At 67.5% G+C, this 17,675-nt stretch carries 17 protein-coding genes and 4 tRNA genes; 9 read left to right on the top strand and 12 right to left on the bottom strand.

All coding sequences use genetic code 11. From position 1 onward, the window contains the following. Positions 1-7 precede the first annotated feature (7 nt). The 6 genes from DEA06_RS03770 to DEA06_RS03745 form a co-directional block, all read right to left on the bottom strand. The gene (locus DEA06_RS03770) at positions 8-451 is read right to left on the bottom strand and encodes a hypothetical protein (RefSeq protein ID WP_346427020.1); all 444 of its coding nucleotides are present in this window, start codon (positions 449-451) and stop codon (positions 8-10) included. Between the two features lie 113 nt (positions 452-564). Further along, complete coding sequence (locus DEA06_RS03765; RefSeq protein ID WP_165817912.1) at positions 565-1,323, bottom strand: glycosyltransferase; 759 nt, start codon at positions 1,321-1,323, stop codon at positions 565-567. After that, positions 1,320-1,883: a hypothetical protein gene (locus DEA06_RS03760; RefSeq protein WP_116646569.1), complete on the bottom strand. Its 564-nt coding sequence runs from the start codon at positions 1,881-1,883 to the stop codon at positions 1,320-1,322. The genes DEA06_RS03765 and DEA06_RS03760 overlap by 4 nt, the downstream gene beginning before the upstream one ends. A 229-nt stretch (positions 1,884-2,112) precedes the next feature. Further along, positions 2,113-2,184 (bottom strand) — tRNA-Val (locus DEA06_RS03755). A 26-nt stretch (positions 2,185-2,210) separates the two neighbouring features. Further along, positions 2,211-2,281, bottom strand: a tRNA-Cys gene (locus tag DEA06_RS03750). 66 nt (positions 2,282-2,347) lie between these two features. Next, positions 2,348-2,419, bottom strand: a tRNA-Gly gene (locus DEA06_RS03745). A 147-nt stretch (positions 2,420-2,566) separates the two neighbouring features. Here DEA06_RS03745 and DEA06_RS03740 point away from each other — a divergent pair. Then, positions 2,567-2,642: transfer RNA gene (locus tag DEA06_RS03740), tRNA-Val, on the top strand. A gap of 345 nt (positions 2,643-2,987) precedes the next feature. On the opposite strand, the gene DEA06_RS03735 is transcribed toward DEA06_RS03740, so the two are convergent. Next, on the bottom strand, positions 2,988-3,458 hold the full coding sequence (locus DEA06_RS03735) for an SRPBCC family protein (protein ID WP_165817911.1): 471 nt from the start codon (positions 3,456-3,458) through the stop codon (positions 2,988-2,990). Positions 3,459-3,576: 118 nt separating this feature from the next. Here DEA06_RS03735 and DEA06_RS03730 point away from each other — a divergent pair, with 118 nt between their 5' ends. Continuing rightward, positions 3,577-4,164, top strand: a complete 588-nt coding sequence (locus DEA06_RS03730) for a TetR/AcrR family transcriptional regulator (RefSeq protein WP_116646567.1) — start codon at positions 3,577-3,579, stop codon at positions 4,162-4,164. A gap of 180 nt (positions 4,165-4,344) precedes the next feature. Here the strand turns inward: DEA06_RS03730 and DEA06_RS03725 are convergent, their stop codons facing one another. The 3 genes from DEA06_RS03725 to zapE form a co-directional block, all read right to left on the bottom strand. After that, positions 4,345-4,878, bottom strand: coding sequence for a type II toxin-antitoxin system PemK/MazF family toxin (locus DEA06_RS03725; protein WP_240606792.1), 534 nt, complete (start codon positions 4,876-4,878; stop codon positions 4,345-4,347). A 79-nt stretch (positions 4,879-4,957) separates the two neighbouring features. Next, a complete protein-coding gene (locus DEA06_RS03720; protein ID WP_116646566.1) occupies positions 4,958-6,187 on the bottom strand; it encodes an ammonium transporter in 1,230 nt (409 codons plus the stop codon). A 239-nt stretch (positions 6,188-6,426) separates the two neighbouring features. Continuing rightward, positions 6,427-7,461, bottom strand: a complete 1,035-nt coding sequence (gene zapE / locus DEA06_RS03715; RefSeq protein WP_116646565.1) for a cell division protein ZapE — start codon at positions 7,459-7,461, stop codon at positions 6,427-6,429. A gap of 122 nt (positions 7,462-7,583) precedes the next feature. Between zapE and DEA06_RS03710 the strand changes: the two genes are divergently transcribed. The 3 genes from DEA06_RS03710 (at position 7,584) to DEA06_RS03700 (ending at position 9,720) form a co-directional block, all read left to right on the top strand. Next, positions 7,584-8,477 (top strand): sulfurtransferase, encoded by an 894-nt coding sequence (locus DEA06_RS03710; protein ID WP_116646564.1) that lies wholly within the window; start codon positions 7,584-7,586, stop codon positions 8,475-8,477. Between the two features lie 83 nt (positions 8,478-8,560). Further along, positions 8,561-9,007 carry a SufE family protein gene (locus tag DEA06_RS03705; RefSeq protein WP_116646563.1) on the top strand — a complete coding sequence of 149 codons (447 nt, stop codon included), beginning with the start codon at positions 8,561-8,563 and terminating at the stop codon, positions 9,005-9,007. Positions 9,008-9,009: 2 nt separating this feature from the next. Further along, positions 9,010-9,720: a dihydrofolate reductase family protein gene (locus DEA06_RS03700; protein ID WP_116646562.1), complete on the top strand. Its 711-nt coding sequence runs from the start codon at positions 9,010-9,012 to the stop codon at positions 9,718-9,720. Here the strand turns inward: DEA06_RS03700 and DEA06_RS03695 are convergent. Next, a complete protein-coding gene (locus DEA06_RS03695) occupies positions 9,689-10,912 on the bottom strand; it encodes an alpha/beta fold hydrolase (protein WP_116646561.1) in 1,224 nt (407 codons plus the stop codon). The two genes, DEA06_RS03700 and DEA06_RS03695, sit on opposite strands and share 32 nt — an antisense overlap. Positions 10,913-10,937: 25 nt before the next feature. On the opposite strand from DEA06_RS03695, the gene DEA06_RS03690 reads away from it, so the two are divergent. The 4 genes from DEA06_RS03690 to DEA06_RS03675 all read left to right on the top strand — a co-directional run bounded on the left by DEA06_RS03690 (position 10,938) and on the right by DEA06_RS03675 (position 16,142). Continuing rightward, a complete protein-coding gene (locus DEA06_RS03690) occupies positions 10,938-11,528 on the top strand; it encodes a DUF3000 domain-containing protein (protein ID WP_116646560.1) in 591 nt (196 codons plus the stop codon). Continuing rightward, positions 11,521-12,717 carry an HRDC domain-containing protein gene (locus tag DEA06_RS03685; protein ID WP_116646559.1) on the top strand — a complete coding sequence of 399 codons (1,197 nt, stop codon included), beginning with the start codon at positions 11,521-11,523 and terminating at the stop codon, positions 12,715-12,717. Before DEA06_RS03690 ends, DEA06_RS03685 begins: the two co-directional genes overlap by 8 nt. 72 nt (positions 12,718-12,789) lie before the next feature. Next, the gene (locus tag DEA06_RS03680) at positions 12,790-14,007 is read left to right on the top strand and encodes a thiolase family protein (RefSeq protein WP_116646558.1); all 1,218 of its coding nucleotides are present in this window, start codon (positions 12,790-12,792) and stop codon (positions 14,005-14,007) included. After that, positions 14,004-16,142, top strand: a complete 2,139-nt coding sequence (locus tag DEA06_RS03675) for a 3-hydroxyacyl-CoA dehydrogenase NAD-binding domain-containing protein (protein WP_116646557.1) — start codon at positions 14,004-14,006, stop codon at positions 16,140-16,142. The genes DEA06_RS03680 and DEA06_RS03675 overlap by 4 nt, the downstream gene beginning before the upstream one ends. Before the next feature lie 174 nt (positions 16,143-16,316). On the opposite strand, the gene DEA06_RS03670 is transcribed toward DEA06_RS03675, so the two are convergent. Beyond that, positions 16,317-17,618 (bottom strand): alpha/beta fold hydrolase, encoded by a 1,302-nt coding sequence (locus tag DEA06_RS03670; RefSeq protein WP_116646556.1) that lies wholly within the window; start codon positions 17,616-17,618, stop codon positions 16,317-16,319. Positions 17,619-17,675 lie beyond the last annotated feature (57 nt).

Here is a 17,675-nt window from a genome sequence, read left to right as displayed (position 1 = left end):
GATGTCCTCAGCTCTGCGGTCCGGGGACGCGCGCTGCTTCCTTATCCAGGTAGGTGGTGATGGCGCTCAGGGTCTCCGGTGACAGGTCTCCGAGCGTCCGTGCGGCGAAAGAGCGCACCTTGGCCGCGCGCATCGCACGCACGAGATCGAGCTGTGCGGTGATCGGCTCGGGGGTCCCGGCCTCTCCGCGGAGATATCCGTGGGGCGTGTCGAAGAAGTCGGACAGCGCATCCAACAACGCCACGTCGTCGATGCGGCGGTGCCCGTTGAGGATGTACGACCACCGCGACCGGCTCAGAGTGACGCCGCGCCCGGAGAGGTAGTCGGAGATGGCGGTGAAGGTGACCTCTTCCCCGGTGCGCGCCTCGACGACATCCATGAGCGTGCGCAGTCGGTTGGCGAGCAGCTCGGTCGCAGACTGATGCTGCTCCTCAGGTTCCTTCACCGACACGGGCCCAGCGTACCCGCCGCTCACCGCTGCTTTCCTGACATCGACCGGCTATGCGGGTGCGTCGCCGCGAACACGGACCGCGGAAACACCCGCCGGCACACACCGTACGCGGGTCACACCGGCACTGATCCGAGGCCTCCTAGCGGCCTCGGGCTCTCAATCGGGTGCCTCATAGACAATCGACGGGCGTCGTTGATGCTGCGCTCGATGAAGTCGTAAGCAAGCGACTGCTCTGTTCGGAACGACGCGGCACGGGTCGCTTGCCCGGGCCAGGCGCGATAGTGCACCAAAACATCAGAGATGCTAGCGCCGCGGCTGATTTCACCGAGGCGTAGTGCGAGAAAAAGATCCTCGCAGGCGCCGAGAGCGGGCCAGCCGCCAATCTGAGTGATCAGACTGGTTCGTAGGACGAGAGTGTTCGCGTGAAATTGCATGGGCGCTGACCACTCGGCTGCAACTTGCCCCGGTTCCCAGGCTCGGTCGCCGTGCCAGTGGAAGGTGCGCTCGCCAGTCGTGAGAAGTCGATTGCATGCGATCCAACCCAGGTCTGCCTCCGACTCCAGCAGCGCAACCGCACGTTCGAGCCCCGAGGGGTCGATCTCATCGTCAGAATCCAACGGAATGACCACAGAGCCTGCAGACGCGCCAAGTCCATAGTTTCGAGCGGCGGATACTCCACGCTGGTGAGGGACCCGCAAAACGGTGTCAGCAACGGAGGGTGCCAAAGCCTCTCCGGGGCCGTCGAAAACGAGCACCCATTCGATGTCCAGGGCAGGAAGCGCATCTTTTGCTCGCTGAACGCTGTTCGCGCATGCTTCGAGATGATCGGCCTTCGACGGCAGACAAGGGGTGAGTACTGTGACCGTCGTCACTCTGATGGCTCACTGATCGTCGTCCTGGGGGTGTAGAGGCCGTTGGCGCTGGGAAGACCCACGGCGTCGAGAGCGTCGTGAAGGATGTCCGGCGGCAGATCCAGTGGGCGCCCGAAAGGGGCCGATCCGTACCCTGTGTACGGCGCTAGCATTCTGCGCGCTGTAGCTAAATCCAGGAAGACCGCGACCACTTCGACCAACTGGTCATGAGTAAGGGTTACACCGCCCTCATTGATGGCCCGCTGGCGTGCCATTCTCAGTTGGCGGAAGCGTCTGAGGGATCCGAATGAGCGGCGGAGAGTTTCCGCGTTGACGTTGGCAGCGAGACGGCGGCGGTCATCTTCTTCAAGTGTCTGTTCGCAGTCGAGCTCCGCCGTCCACCATTCCCGGCGGGTAATGGCCTGGTGCAGTGCTTCCATGTCACCCGATATCTGGTCGCGCACCAATCTTGCGGAAGCTGTCGTGACTGCCTCGCGCTCAGCGCGTCCGCGACGCAGCTCGATCAGTAGGAAGACGGACTGAGCGAGAACCGCCACAATCGCCGCCAGTGCGACTGCCATTCCTTCGTCCATGGCCCCCCCGGGTCGTCAAGTCAGTGAGAGGTTAGCGCAGGATCCGTCAGCGGATACGCATGCGCGGGTTCGCGAGGGAGTCGTTGCTTCTCGTCGATCAGGATCACGTTCTACACATGAGAATTTTCGAGCGCACTATTGCCGGAGCGTATTGCCCAGATATTGCGCGGCCGTCTGGAGACACGAAAAAACCCCCGGTTTCCCGGGGGTTTGTCTGTGCGCGATACTGGGATCGAACCAGTGACCTCTTCCGTGTCAGGGAAGCGCGCTACCGCTGCGCCAATCGCGCCCAAATGGGCTATTCAGTTGTCGTCGAGGTGGCGACGGGATTCGAACCCGTGTAAACGGCTTTGCAGGCCGGTGCCTAGCCGCTCGGCCACGCCACCGCGTGGGGTTCGGCCCACGTGTCGTGGTCGCCACCCGGATCACTCCGTATGACGACCTCGCACTCGAGCGGATGACGAGATTCGAACTCGCGACCCTCACCTTGGCAAGGTGATGCGCTACCACTGCGCTACATCCGCGTGTCCCTGGTTGCCCCGGGCACTCGTACGACTTTAGCCCATTCCGAGCGCAGCGACAAACCGAGACGCCATCCGCGTGTCGAGCCCTCCGGCGTCCGTGGAAGGCTCGAGGATCGGGTACGATCGATGATGCCCTTCGGGGCGTCAGGGCGATTGGCGCAGCTGGTAGCGCGCTTCCTTCACACGGAAGAGGTCGTGGGTTCAAGTCCCGCATCGCCCACCAGAAGAGGCCCGGAATCATGCGGAAGTCGCGTGGTCCGGGCCTTTCTCTTTGCCCGTTCAGTCCGGTTGTGTGCGCAATGCGTGGGACGGTGTCCTGGGGGTCGTCGCCGCGACCCCGGTCGGCGTGCACATGGTCGTCAGGAGCGCTCCGATCGCCGCGTCATCGAGAGTGATGCCGGGAACGCGGCAGCGGCCGGACACCATCACCCGTCCCCAGAGACGAGAAGCGCCCTCCCCGTAGTCGCGGACCGAAGGTCATTGTGCCCGCTACCCGATCCCATACGGACACCGGCCGCGACGCCCGATTCGGAGCTGACAACCTCGTCCCGCTTATCGTCGATTCTCGTTAGGCCTCGCCGTGAGCTACGAGTCCTTCGAGCCACTCCTGGTGATAGACCGCGAGGTTTTTTCGCAGCCGGGCGGCCAGCATCGTTGGAATTGGGCCTACCTGCACTTCTTCGGTCACGATTCGGCAGCCGCCGTCCGCGGTCGGGTGGAGCACCCAGCGGTGGTATCCCCGCGAACCGCGGGCGGTGCCTCTCCACGCGAGCGCTCGATGGGGAACAAGTTCGGTCACCGTGGTGGTGACCCGCACGCCGAGGGTCTTCCAGCTGAATGTTGCACCGAGGAAGAGGTCTTCTCCAGGCCCGATCCCCCTCACATCGCTGGCGTGGGCGTACCACTCCGGCCATTCAGCAGCCCGAATCAGTGCCGGCCAGAGGTCGGGTGCCGGGCGCGCCGTGACGATTTCGTTGTGCGCAAAAACCGGGGCGCGGTCGGGATGGAATTCAGGCGGCCAGTTGAGAAGTTCGGACATCCGGTCGTTCCGTTCGTTGACGCGCGAGCCGCTCCAATAACGCAAGGAGTCTTGCGATAAGTGTGACGATAGTTCGCCGTTGTGCTTATCGCAACTTGACCTGCGTAGTATCGAGAACATGCCGACCGAGCAAAGCCCGCCGCGCCGCCGTGGCGAAGCAGTCCGCAGAGCGGTCCTCGACGCGACTGCAGCTGAACTGACCACCGCCGGTGTGGACCATGTGACTATCGCCGCGGTTGCCGCACGGGCGGGCGTGCACGAGACGTCGATTTATCGCAGGTGGGTGACGAAGGAAGCGCTGCTACTCGAGACGGCCCAGGAGCAGACCGCGGACGGCGTCCCCGAACCTGACACCGGTTCGCTCCACGGCGACCTCGCGGCCCTGGCCCAGTCGCTAGACGCCTTTTTGCGGTCACCGATCGGCGGCGCCCTGCTACGCATCGCACTGACTGCCGCCACTGCGGATGGTGCAACGGCGCGCGCGAAATTCTGGCTCCACCGTCTCGGTGACAACAGCGTGATGCTCGAGCGAGCAGCGTCCCGAGACGAGATTCGACCGTCGACAAATCCTGAGCTGCTCATGCAAGCCCTGGTCGGATCGGTCCATCTTGGCGTGATCTTCGGCGGCCCCCCTCTCGACGACGGGCGCGCAAAAGAGCTCGCCGACCTTTTGCTGACCGGGGCGAGTTTCGCCAGCTCGTGTTAGCAGAGTTCGTCGTTGGCCGACGACACCCCCGTTCGCCGGGGGTTTGCTCGGTCCGCGGGCGCTGACGGGGCCGCTGCCTCCGCAGCATCCATCCGACGGTGAGACACCCGTTGCGGCCGAGAAACACCGCCAGGCGTGGTGTTTCGGCCGCAGGGTGTGTTTCGAGGTCAGGGACCGCGGTCAGCGCGCGGAGATGCGCCAGCCGTAGCGCTGGCGCAGGGCCGCGGCGACGACGGCGAAACGATCATGCGGAAGGGCGGATGCTTCGCGGCGCAGGCCGCGCACGTGAACGCTGTAGAGCTGCTCGATGTCCACCCACGAGGGGCGCCGCTGCGGGTCCCACTCCCCCGCTCCGAGCGGCACGAAGTCGCGTGAGCCCTGGTGCGGGGTGCTCGTGAGGCGCACGGCGTACACGTGCTCGGCGTCCTGCTGCGCGATCACCAGGACGGGGCGGTCCTTGCCGCGTCCGTCGTTCTCCTCGTACGGCACCCAGGTCCACACGATCTCGCCGGCGTCCGCGTCGCCGTCGCGCATGGGCGCGTACGCGATCGTCAGTCCTCGGGCCGACGGCGGCTGCACCGCCCTCGTGGCGGTCAGTCCCGACCGCCCGGGGCTGTCGACGCCGGTCACGCGGGCGGAGCTCGAGACGGGCGCACCCCCGCTCGGGCGCAGGGCGCGGGCGAGAACGGAACCGAGGCGGCGGAGGAAACTCACCCCGCCACCCTAGACCGGCGGGAAAACACGGACGGCGCCGCAGGCCGAAGCCCGCCACGCCGTCCGTGGTGTGTCGTGATCAGGGGGTGGTCTCGATGAGGGCGTAGCCCTCCTCACCGTGCACGGTGGTGTCGATCCCGGCGATCTCGTCTTCGTTCTTGACGCGGAAGCCGATGGTCTTCTCGATCGCGAAGCCGATGATGAAGGCGACGACGAAGGAGTAGATCAGCACGCCGAGTGCGGCGATGACCTGAACGACCAGCTGGTCGGTGTTGCCGCCGACGAACAGGCCGGTCTCGGTGGCGAAGAAGCCGAGGTAGATGGTTCCGATGAGGCCGCCGACGAGGTGGATGCCGACCACGTCGAGCGAGTCGTCGAAGCCCCACTTCCACTTGAGCTCGATGGCGAGGGCGCAGACGGCACCGGTGAGGATACCGAGCAGCAGAGCCCAGCCGGGGGTCAGGTTCGCGCACGCGGGGGTGATCGCGACCAGACCGGCGACGGCACCGGATGCGGCGCCGACCGACGTGGCCTTGCCGTCCTTGAGCTTCTCGACGATGAGCCAACCGATGATGGCGGCCGCGGTCGTACCGATCGTGTTGACGATGATGAGGCCGACCGAGGAGTCCTCGGTGCCCAGCAGGCCGAACGTGCCCTCAGCACCGGCGTTGAAGCCGAACCAGCCGAACCACAGGATGGCGGCGCCGAGCATGACCAGCGGCACGTTGTGGGGCTTGTGGACGCCCTTCTGGAAGAGCACCCGGCGTCCGAGGACGAGCGAGAGGGCGAGAGCGGCGGCACCGGCGTTGATGTGCACCGCGGTTCCACCGGCGTAGTCGATCACGCTGACGTCGAAACCGAAGGTCTCACCGAGGCCCATGATCCAGCCGCCGCCCCAGACCCAGGCTGCGACGGGGAAGTAGACCACGGTGGCCCAGATGCCGGCGAAGATCATCCAGGCGCCGAACTTAGCGCGGTCGGCGATCGCACCCGAGATGAGCGCGACGGTGATGATCGCGAACGTCGCGCCGTAGGCGGCTCCGACGAGGGCGTTGTCATCGAGCGAGGCCATACCGAGGTCGGCGAAGGGGTTTCCTGCGAAAGCCCAGGTGCTGTCGACGGCGCTCATGTTGAAGCCGTACAGGATCCAGAGCACGCTGATCAGTCCGAGCGCGCCGAAGCTCATCATCATCATGCTGACGACGCTCTTGGCCTTGACCAGACCGCCGTAGAAGAACGCCACACCGGGCGTCATAAAGAGCACGAGCGCCGTTGCGGCGACGGCCCAGGCGAGATTTCCGCTGTCCATGAGGTTCCTCATCTGTGTGTCGTGTTACTGAGGACCCGCGGCATGCGCTGTGTCGGGTAGCGATCTCGCGGGGTGTCAACAGTTTCGCGACGCGCGGTTTCCAACGTCGGCGGGGTCGTGTTTCGCGGGCGTTACAAGACCCTGGCTCGTGTAAACATCGCGTTTCGCGCGGCCGCGAGATCTCAACGAAAGCGATGCTCGCCCTGGCGTCAACGACGAAAGCGGCCTTCGCCCTGGCGTCAGGAGTGCGTGAGGGCGACGAGACGAGAGACCGCGCGCAGGTACTTCTTGCGGTACCCGCCGGCGAGCATGTCGTCGCCGAAGACAGAGCTCAGCGACTCCCCCGTGGCGCGGATGGGGATCTGCGCGTCGTAGGCGCGGTCGACGAAGGCGACGAGCCGAAGCGCGGCGGCCTGGTCGTAGAGCGTGTGAACGCCGCGCAGTCCGATCGCGTCCACCCCGTCGAGCAGCCGCAGATAGCGGGAGGGGTGCACGCGGGCCAGGTGGGAAACCAGGCCGTCGAACGCGTCGTCCGAGGCGATGCCCCGCAGCGAGGCCTCGTCGAGAGCCTCGGTGTACGCGGCATCCGTCCACACCTTCGCCTCGCCGTCGATCGCTCGCTGGCGGTAGTCGGTTCCGTCGATGCGGAGCGTTTCGAAGCTCGCCGACATGGCCTGGATCTCACGCAGGAAGTCCTGCGCGGCGAAACGCCCCTCGCCGAGCGCGTTGGGCGGTGTGTTCGAGGTGGCCGCGAGACGCGTGCCCGACGTGACGAGCTCGCCGAGCAGTCGCGTCATCACCATGGTGTCGCCCGGATCGTCGAGCTCGAACTCGTCGATGCAGAGCAGGTCGGACCCGCGGAAGAGTTCGACGGTCTTCTGATACCCGAGCGCGCCGACGAGAGCGGTGTACTCGATGAACGAGCCGAAGTACTTCCGGCGGGCCGGCATCGCATGGAAGATCGCCGCCAACAGGTGCGTCTTGCCGACGCCGAACCCGCCGTCGAGGTAGACGCCGGGCTTGGTCTCGGGCTCCTTCTTCGCGCGGCGGAAGAACCCCCCGCGAGGGGCGGATGCTGAGGGCAGCGCGAACGCGCTGAGTCGCTCTTTCGCGTCCTCCTGTGAGGGATACGCGGCGTCGGCGCGGTAGGACTCGAAGGTCGCGCCGTCGAACTGCGGCGGCGGCACGAGCGAGGCGACCATGTCGGTCCCCGAGACCGCCGGGTCGCGGTCCGCGAGGTGGACGATGCCGGTGGTGGCGGATGCAGCGGTCATTCGGCCGTCCTGTGTCGCAGTCTTACGCAGTGAGTGCGCTGGTATCACGGCCCGCATAGGGTCGGAAGGGCGGTGTCCACCCTACGCCGTCGCACTGCAGCCCCGACTCCGAGGAGCCCTCCGTGACCATCGAATTCGACACCACATCGTCCAAGTTCGCCGAGTACTCCGAGCCCGGCCGACTCGTGACCGGGGAATGGCTCGAAGCCCGCCTCGGACAGCCCGGCCTGGTCGTCGTGGAGTCCGACGAAGACGTTCTGCTCTACGAGACCGGGCACATCCCCGGTTCCGTCAAGATCGACTGGCACACCGAGCTGAACGACCCCGTCGTCCGCGACTACGTCGACGGCGCGGGTTTCTCCGAGCTCCTGAGTCGCAAGGGCATCTCGCGCGACGACACCGTCGTCATCTACGGCGACAAGAACAACTGGTGGGCCGCCTACGCGCTGTGGGTGTTCTCGCTCTTCGGCCACGAAGACGTCCGACTGCTCGACGGCGGGCGTGACAAGTGGATCGGCGAGGGTCGTCCGATCACGACCGACGCAACCGCCGTGACGACCACCGACTACCCGGTCGTCGAGCGCGATGACAGCAAGATCCGCGCCTACAAGGAAGACGTGCTGTCGCACCTCGGCCACCCGCTGATCGACGTCCGTTCCCCCGAGGAGTACTCGGGAGAGCGCACGACCGCGCCCGCCTACCCCGACGAGGGAGCGCTGCGCGCAGGACACATCCCGACGGCGCAGAACGTGCCGTGGGCGAAGGCCGTTGCCGAAGACGGCGGATTCAAGTCGCGCGCAGAACTCGATGCGATCTACCGCGACGGCGCGGGGCTCACCGACGGCGAGCCGATCGTGGCCTACTGCCGTATCGGCGAACGGTCGAGTCACACCTGGTTCGTGCTGAAGCACCTGCTCGGGTTCGACGATGTGCGCAACTACGACGGGTCCTGGACCGAGTGGGGCAGCGCGGTGCGCGTGCCGATCGTGACGGGCGCCGAGCCCGGCTCCCGCTGACCGACGGCGGGACCGGCGGGCGGGTGCCCACCGGTCCCCGAGTCGCCTCGGGGACCGAGCCGGTCTCCCGACGGCGTGGAAGGATGACGAGGGTGACCGAGACTGCTTTGCCCGACACCCTCGCCGAAATCCGCGACGAGTTCCTGGAACTCGCCGAGCCCGAACGACTTCAGCTGCTTCTCGAGTATTCGCAGGAGCTGCCGGCGGTGCCGCCGGAGTACGACGGACACCCCGAGATGTGCGAGCGCGTCGTGGAATGCCAGTCGCCGGTCTACATCGTCGTCGACGTCGACGACGACGGCATCGTGGCGATGCACGCAACCGCTCCCGCCGAGGCGCCGACCACCCGCGGGTTCGCGAGCATCCTCGTCCAGGGCATCAGCGGCCTCACGGCCGACCAGGTTCTCGCCATCCCCGACGACTTCCCGCAGAGCATCGGGCTCATGCGCGCGGTCAGCCCGCTGCGCATCGCGGGGATGACCGGGATGCTGATGCGAGCGAAGCGCCAGGTGCGCGCGAAGCGCGGCTGATCATGCGCGTGTCGGAGGTGCTCCCGGCAACCGGGGTCTCCCACGATCCCGCCAGCTCGGAGGGCCGGGCGTGGCTCGAGTCCGTGTACGCCCGCGAGGACGCCGCGTACGTGCGGCTGAACATGATCACGAGCATCACCGGGGCCGCTGCCGGAGACGACGGCACGAGCGAGACGCTCACGAGCCGCATCGATCGCGCGATCCTCGGCATCATCCGCGCGCATGCCGACGCCGTCGTGGTCGGGGCGGCCACCGTGCGCGCCGAGGGCTACCTGCTTCCGCGGGCGACGCGACTCGCGGTCGTCACCGTCTCGGGAGACCTCAGCGGTCACCGTTTCGACGACGACGGCGCATCGATCCTCCTCGTCTGCCCGGCGGGAAGAGCGGATGCTGTGCGTGAACGCGCGGGTCTCGCTGCCGCGGAGGTCGTGGCCGTCGACGGCGACGATGATCTGCATCCGTCGGCGATCGTTTCCGCCCTCGCGCACCGGGGGTATCCCCGCATCGTCTGCGAGGGTGGGCCCACCCTCGCCGGGCGCTTCGCGTCGGCGGGAGTGATCGACGAGTACTGCGTGACGATCGCACCCGTGCTCGAACCAGCCGAGCACCCTTTCCTCCCGCTGACGGCGGGCGGCGCGCCCCGCACGGAGCCCGCGGGGTTGCTCGTCGACGACGCGGCGTTCAGCTACTTTCGGCTGCGGACTCGTTCGTGAGGCCCTGACTGCGGAGCCACTCGGTGATCGTGCGCGTCCAGCGGTCCTGGTCGTAGTTCCAGAGCTTCGTGTGACGCGCCACGGAGAAGGTCTCGAGGTGCACGAGGTCGGGGCGGGCTGCCGCCAGACCGTGGGAGGCGTCCGACGGCACGAAGCCGTCGTCGTCGCTGTGCAGGATGAGGATCGGATGGGTCAGTTCGCCCGCTCGCGCAACGCCGTCGAGCCGATCGAACGGGATCGCATGCCCCGCCCGCGTCACCGGTGTCGCCCAGTCGGAACCGAGTGCGCCGATGGCGAGGTTCGTCACGGGCGTCGGGAGGCGCAGCATCCGTCCCTGATAGTCGAGCACCACCCGCCAGTCCACGACGGGCGACTCGAGGATGAGGCCCGCGAGGAGTTCCTGGTGCGGCGATGACAGCTCGACCTGCAGGGCGACGGCTCCTCCCATCGACCAGCCCATGACGATCACCCGGCGGGCACCCGCGCGGCGTGCGTAGCCGATCGCGGCGTCGACGTCGCGCCACTCCGTGGCACCGAGCGCATAGGTTCCGGCCCGGCTACGGGGCGCCTCGCCGTCGTTGCGGTACGACACCAGAAGAGAGGTGATGCCGAGCGCGCGGAAGACAGGAACGGCGCGCAGCGCCTCTGCGCGGGTCGTCCCCCGGCCGTGCACCTGCACCACCCAGACGTCGGTCTCGACTTCGGCGGGGAACACCCACGCCGGGCACGGGCCGACGGAGCTGCCGATGAGTTCGCTCCGGTAGGGGACGTGGAGGTCATCGGGGCTGTCGAAGTACCAGCCGCTGAAGGCGGCGTCGGGGGCGAGCTGCTCCCCCGCGCCGACGTGGGTGAGCAGTTTGCGGGTGACCGACGTTGCGTCGGACGAGAGCACCTGGCCGAGCTTGACGTAGGACTTCGAGCCCGTGGTGAAGAGCCCGTACCGGCCGGGGAGCTCGGTGTCGGGCGTGCGCGCCAGCGTCACGGTCTGCGCCGGCGCATCCACGGCGACGATACGGGTGTCTGCCAGGCGCGGAGCGGGTGTGACCACGCGACGTGCGACGCGGATCGCGATCGCCGTGACGGCCGTCGCGACAGCTACGAGGGCGATCGCGAAGAGAACGATCGATGTGCGCAGAGCACCGGCGTACTGTCGGAAGCCGCCGTCGGGCGCGGCGTGCCTGGACGCGTTCATCTCGGCCTCACTCTAGTCTGTGCGGGTGACCGATGTTCGTCTTCCCGAGGCGTTGACGCCGTTCGCGCGGGCGGTCGACGAACTTCGTTCGACCTCGTTCCGTGACGATCTGCTCGTGCGCGAGATCCCCGCGCCGACAGGACTCGCCCCGGAGTCGCTGGCGCTCGCGGCTGATGTGCGACCCGATGTGGAGGGTGTGGACTCGCCCTATGGAATCGGTCGGTTCATCCTTCTGCACGACCCTGAGGAGCCCGATCCGTGGGGTGCGCCCTGGAGGATCGTCTGCTTCGCTCAGGCGCCGCTCGAGCCCGAGATCGGATCCGACGCGCTCCTTGCCGACGTCGCGTGGTCGTGGCTGGTCGACGCGCTGTCGTCGCGTGGCGCCGTCCACCACTCCGCGTCGGGTACGGCCACGAAGACTCTGTCCAAAGGATTCGGATCACTGGCGGCGCAGGGCGACGGGGCACAGATAGAGCTACGGGCATCATGGTCGCCCGAAGGACCTTTCGGACCGCACGTGGAGGCGTGGGCCGAACTCGTTTGCATGCTGGCAGGTCTCCCTCCGGGTACCGAGGGAATTGCTACGCTCGGAGCCCGGAGGGCAGCCCGTGACTGAATACGTCGTGATCGAAGACGACGACGCCCTCGCTGACGCGGCTGAGGCTCTTGCCTCGGCCGATGGACCCGTGGCGGTCGACGTGGAACGGGCGTCCGGCTTCCGCTACTCCCAGCGCGCCTATCTGATCCAGGTGTTCCGCCGGGGAGCCGGAGTCTTCCTGTTCGACCCCGCCACGATCGCGGATTTCACACTGCTGCAGGCCGCGATCGGCGATGCGGAATGGGTCTTCCACGCGGCCAGCCAAGATCTGCCGTCACTACGCGAGCGTTCGCTCGAGCCGTCGCGGATCTTCGACACAGAACTCGCGGCCCGAATCCTCGGTCATGAGCGCGTCGGTCTCGGCGCGGTCGTGGAGTCGACGCTCGGCATCACGCTCGCCAAGGCGCACTCCGCGGCCGACTGGTCGACGCGCCCCCTTCCCCAGTCGTGGCTGGAGTACGCCGCTCTCGATGTCGAGCATCTGGTCGACGTACGCGACGCACTGGCCGACCAGCTCGTCGAGCAGGAGAAGACCGAGATCGCGGCACAGGAGTTCGCCGCGGTCCTCGGGCGTCTGCCGAAGCCGCCGCGGGAGGACCCTTGGCGTCGCCTGAGCGGCTTGCACACCGTGCGAGGGCGTCGGTCGCTGGCCGTGGCTCGCGCGCTGTGGCAGGCCAGGGAGGACTACGCCCGCGAACAGGACGTCTCGCCCGGCCGGCTCGTGCCCGATCGCTCACTCGTCGCGGCGGTGATCGCCGATCCCCCCTCGAAACAGGCCCTCGCGGCGCTGAAGGAATTCAACGGGCGGGCCAGTCGCACGCAGCTCGACCGCTGGTGGAACGCGATCCAGGAAGGACGGTCGACCGAGGAGCTTCCGAGCGACCGCGTCCCCTCCGATGCGCTGCCGCCGCCGCGAGCGTGGGTCGATCGCAACCCGTCGGCCGACGCACGCCTGCGTGCGGCCCGCCCCGTCGTCGAGGAACGCGCGGAGCAGCTCGGCATGCCGACCGAGAACCTCCTGACGCCCGAGACCCTGCGGCGTGTCGCATGGTCTCCCCCGGCGTCGCTCGACGCGGAATCGATCGGCGCGATCCTCGCGGAGCACGGTGCCCGACCGTGGCAGATTGAGCAGACTGCACAGTTGATCGCCGATGCCTTTGTGGATTCCGTCAACGTCCCGGCCGAGGTCGCCGCCGACCCTTCGTAGGTTCGACCCAACCGATTCCAGGTGATTCGGCGCCCTCCCTAGGCTGGCGTCATCCCTAGTTTTGGAGGCAGAGTGGCCGAGCTCTCGGACGTCTTCTTCGTCGATGGAATGCGCACCCCTTTCGGGCGCGCGGGCGAAAAAGGAATGTATTGGAACACCCGCGCGGACGACTTGGTCGTGAAGGCGATCATCGGTCTCCTCGAGCGCAATGACGCGGTGCCGAAGGGCCGGATCGACGACGTGGCGATCGCGGCCACCTCGCAGACCGGCGATCAGGGGCTGACCCTCGGACGCACCGCCGCGATCCTCGCCGGGCTCCCGATGTCGGTTCCCGGCCTGGCGATCGACCGCATGTGCGCGGGCGCTATGACGAGCGTGACGACGATGGGCGCCTCGATCGGCTTCGGTCAGTACGATCTCGCGCTGGCCGGCGGCGTCGAGCACATGGGGCGTCACCCCATCGGAGCCAACGCCGACCCGAACCCCCGCTTCGTCGCCGAGCGGCTCGTCGATCCGGGTGCCCTCAACATGGGTGTCACCGCGGAGCGCATCCACGATCGTTTCCCCCACCTCACGAAGGAACGCGCCGACCGGTTCGGCATGCTGAGCCAGCACAAGGCACAGGCCGCGTACGAGGCGGGCAAGTTCCAGCCCGACCTCGTCTCGGTGGCGGTGAAGGACGCCGAGGGCGCCTGGGGCCTCGCCACCGAAGACGAAGGGCGCCGTCCCGAGACGACGATGGAGGGTCTCGCCTCGCTCAAGACCCCGTTCCGACCGCACGGTCGCGTGACCGCCGGCACGTCCTCGCCCCTCACCGATGGGGCGACCGTGAGTCTCCTCGCCGGCGGCGACGCGGTGAAGGAGCTCGGGCTCACCCCGAAGATGCGCATGGTGTCGTTCGCGTTCGCCGGCGTCGAGCCCGAGATCATGGGCATCGGCCCCATCCCCGCGACCGAGAAGGCGCTCCGCAAAGCGGGGCTGTCGATCGATGACATCGGGCTCTTCGAGCTCAACGAGGCGTTCGCGATCCAGGTGATTTCGCTGCTCGACCACTTCGGCATCGCCGACGACGACCCTCGGGTCAACCCCTGGGGCGGTGCGATCGCGCTGGGGCACCCGCTCGCAGCATCCGGTGTGCGCCTCATGATCCAGCTGGCCGCGCACTTCGCCGAGCGGCCCGACGTGCGCTACGGCCTCACGGCCATGTGCGTCGGTCTCGGTCAGGGCGGCACGGTGATCTGGGAGAACCCTCATTTCAACGGTAAGAAGCGCAAGGGAGGCCGGTCATGACGAACTACGACGAGATCGACTTCGCCCCGCTCGACGCCCTCGCCGTCGACGAGGTGGTCACGCATTCGCGTGTGCGCGATGTGCGCCTGGCCTCGGGCAAGGTGCTGGCGCTCATCACGCTCGACAACGGTCGCGACCACACGCGTCCGAACACGCTCGGCCCCGGCACGCTGAAGGAGCTCGGCGAGACGCTCGCCGGGCTGAAGACGCGCGCGGCCGCCGGTGAGATCGACGCCGTCGGCATCACCGGAAAGCAGTACATCCTCGCGGCCGGCGCCGACCTTTCGCAGGTCGCGCAGCTGCCGTCGAAAGACATCGCCCGCCTCATCGCCCAGCGGGGCCACCAGGTGCTGGGTTCGCTCTCAGACCTCGGTGTCCCCTCGTTCGCGTTCGTGAACGGCCTCGCGCTGGGCGGCGGCGTGGAGATCGCCCTGAACTCCACGTATCGCACGGTGGATGCATCGGCTGCAGCCATCGCGCTGCCGGAGGTCTTCCTCGGGCTCATCCCCGGCTGGGGCGGCGCCTACCTGCTGCCGAACCTCATCGGCATCGAGAACGCACTCGAGGTCGTCATCTCGAATCCGCTGAAGCAGAACCGCACGCTGAAGCCTCGCCAGGCCTTCGAATTGGGGATGGTCGATGCCATCTTCCCCGCGTCGAACTACCTCGAGGATTCGCTCCGGTGGGCCGACGGCGTGCTGACCGGGCGGGTGAAGGTCGATCGCAAGAACGAGCCGGGCAAGATCGAGCGACTCACCAAGTGGCCGATCGCGATCAAGATGGCGCGCGGAATGCTGGAGAGCCGCATCGGCACCGTCCCGCGATCTCCGTATGTCGCGCTCGAACTCCTCGACAAGGCCAAGAGCGGCACGAAGGCCGAGGGCTTCGCCCGCGAGGACGAAGCGCTGGCCGACCTCATCAGCGGCGATCAGTTCGTCGCATCGATGTACTCCTTCGATCTCATCCAGAAGCGGGCCAAGCGACCGGTCGGGGCGCCCGACAAGGCGTTGGCCAAGAAGGTCGCCAAGGTCGGGATCATCGGGGCGGGTCTCATGGCCAGCCAGTTCGCGCTGCTCTTCGTGCGCAAGCTGCAGGTCCCGGTGCTCATCACCGACCTCGACCAGGCGCGTGTCGACAAGGGCCTCGCCTACATCCGCGACGAGATCGGCAAGCTCGAGGCGAAGGGACGGCTCGACGGCGACGCGGCGAACCGTCTGCGCGCGCTCGTGCACGGCACCACCGACAAGACCGAGTTCTCCGACTGCGATTTCGTCATCGAGGCGGTCTTCGAGGAGGTCGGGGTCAAGCAGCAGGTCTTCGCGGAGATCGAGCCGCTCATCGCCGAAGACGCCATCCTGGCGACGAACACCTCGTCGCTGTCGGTGGAGGAGATCGGCGCGAAGCTCGCCCATCCCGAGCGCCTCCTGGGCTTCCACTTCTTCAACCCGGTCGCCGTCATGCCGCTGATCGAGGTCGTGAAGACCTCGACGGTGACGGATGCTGCGCTGTCGACCGCGTTCGTCGTGGCCAAGAACCTCGGCAAGAACGCGATCCTCACCGCCGACGCACCCGGCTTCGTCGTGAACCGCCTGCTGGCCAAGGTCATGGGAGAGGCGGCCCGCGCGGTGTACGAGGGCACTCCCCTGCTCACCGTGGAGCGGGCGTTCGCGCCTCTCGGCCTCCCGATGACGCCGTTCCAGCTCATCGATCTGGTCGGATGGAAGGTCGCCGCCCACGTACAGGACACGATGGCGGGCGCGTTCCCCGATCGTTTCTTCGCGTCGGAGAACTTCCACCGGCTGGCGGAGCTGCCGGAGGTCATCGAGAAGGACAAGAACGGCAAGGTCACGGGCTGGAGCAAGAGCGCTCAGAAGGTGCTCGAGACCGGTTCGACCCCGGCGTCCGAAGCCACGATCCTCGCACGCGTGCAGGACGGCCTCGCGCAGGAGATCAAGATCATGCTCGACGAGGGCGTCGTACCGGAGGTCGAAGACATCGATCTCGGTCTCATCCTCGGCGCCGCGTGGCCGTTCATCGACGGCGGTGCCTCGGCCTACCTCGATCGCGAGGGAGCGTCAGAGCGGGCGTTCGGCGACACGTTCCATCACCCGCCGCTGCGAGGCGTGGGGAGCTGAGGCTCACCCCGTCGACGGCCCGTCACCTCCTCGGTGGCGGGCCGTCGTGCGTGCGGCGGGGGTCACACGTGCGGGGTGGTGCCGCGCACTCGTCAGAGGTTAATGGCCTGCGTCGTACCCTTCCGTTCTGGGACTTCCTGCTCTCGCTCGTGATGCCCCACGGGAGCTGAGCCGTCAGGGAGCCGAGAGGCCGAGAACGGGGTAGAGGACCGCGAACCCCTCGTCGAGCCCGCCGGTGATGGCGGAGACAAGGTGGTCGGCGCCAGGGACAACGTAGGAGGTCACGGACATCCCGGCCTTCTCGGCCGCCGCGGCGACGGTCTGGGAGGCGGCGATGAAACCCGGGTCCTCGCTTCCGGCGGTGAAGACCGCGGTCGTGTTCGCATACGCGCCCGGCGGAGCCGACGCCATGATGTTGATCGGCTTGGATGCGTCGAAGGCGGCCTGGTCGCCGCCGTAGATCGTCTCCAGCACGCCCGAGACATCCTCGGAACCGGGGAACTCCTCCCCCGACACATCGATGATGTTGGAGAACTCCCCGGGGTAGGCGGCTCCGTATTTGATAGCGCAGCCGCCTCCGTTGGAGTATCCGGCGATGACCCAGTAGCGGGGGTCGTCGATGATCCGCAGGTTCGCGCGCGCCCAGGCGGCGACGTCCTTCGTGATGTACGTCTCGGCCGCGCCGTACGCCGCGGAGTCCGCGCATGCGGGATCCTGGTCGCTTCCGGTACCGCCGATCTGATCGGCGACGATGACGATGGGGGCGAGACCGGCGTGGTCGGCGGCGTACTGGTCGAGCACGCCGGCGATGAACGAGACGTCCGGATTTCCGGGATAGCCCATCATCATGATCACCAGAGGAAGAGCCGGGGCATCGGATGCCAGCGCGGCGGGCGGCAGGTAGATCCCGGCGGGACGGGCGACGAACCCCGACTCCGTGCCGGGTATGTTCTCCGTCCCCTGCTTCCCGACCGTCGCCAGATCGTTCGGCGCCGTCCAGGTCGTGTAGATGGGCTGGTCGGGCGCGGCGGCGGCGCCACCCGAGCCGGGAACGTCGATGGGCGTGTCGACCACGACTCCCAGCAGAGAACCGAGCGTCGGGTTGAGTCCGTAGTAGGCGTTCACACCGACGACACCGCTCACGAGGAACCAGATGACCGCGACGCCGGCAATCACACGTCGCCACGCGCGGGCCCGGGGGAAAGACACGATCGCCAGACCGACGGCCGCGAAGCATGCGACCGCCCAGAACGCCACGGCGAGGGGTAGATCAGTGCCGAAGGCCTCGACGGCATTCGCCACCAGGAAGAGGACGACTGCCGTAATCGCTCCTCCGACGAGACCGAGCGAGGCTCTCACCCACCACCCGTCACGCGCCGGACGGGCGAGGAGGGCGAGTGCAAGAACGACCGCGCCGCCGTACACCACCCACATGGCCGGTGAATCGATGATCGGCAGTCTCAGGAGTGCGTCCACCCGGTCTCTCCTCTGTGGTGGTCAGGCACCCGCGGGGTGCAGCCCGACGGGCAGGAA

The organism is Microbacterium sp. Gd 4-13 (assembly GCF_003095395.1).
Lineage (GTDB): Bacteria > Actinomycetota > Actinomycetes > Actinomycetales > Microbacteriaceae > Microbacterium.
This window is presented reverse-complemented; position numbering and strand designations above follow the sequence as displayed.

Bases quoted from the DNA above. Each gene is read 5' to 3' on its own strand.
- DEA06_RS03695 (WP_116646561.1), bottom strand. From the start codon at position 10,912: ATGAACGCGTCCAGGCACGCCGCGCCCGACGGCGGCTTCCGACAGTAC.
- DEA06_RS03700 (WP_116646562.1), top strand. From the start codon at position 9,010: ATGCGCGTGTCGGAGGTGCTCCCGGCAACCGGGGTCTCCCACGATCCC.
- DEA06_RS03705 (WP_116646563.1), top strand. From the start codon at position 8,561: ATGACGAGGGTGACCGAGACTGCTTTGCCCGACACCCTCGCCGAAATC.
- zapE (WP_116646565.1), bottom strand. From the start codon at position 7,461: ATGACCGCTGCATCCGCCACCACCGGCATCGTCCACCTCGCGGACCGC.
- DEA06_RS03730 (WP_116646567.1), top strand. From the start codon at position 3,577: ATGCCGACCGAGCAAAGCCCGCCGCGCCGCCGTGGCGAAGCAGTCCGC.
- DEA06_RS03735 (WP_165817911.1), bottom strand. From the start codon at position 3,458: ATGTCCGAACTTCTCAACTGGCCGCCTGAATTCCATCCCGACCGCGCC.
- DEA06_RS03760 (WP_116646569.1), bottom strand. From the start codon at position 1,883: ATGGCAGTCGCACTGGCGGCGATTGTGGCGGTTCTCGCTCAGTCCGTC.
- DEA06_RS03675 (WP_116646557.1), top strand. From the start codon at position 14,004: ATGACGAACTACGACGAGATCGACTTCGCCCCGCTCGACGCCCTCGCC.
- DEA06_RS03720 (WP_116646566.1), bottom strand. From the start codon at position 6,187: ATGGACAGCGGAAATCTCGCCTGGGCCGTCGCCGCAACGGCGCTCGTG.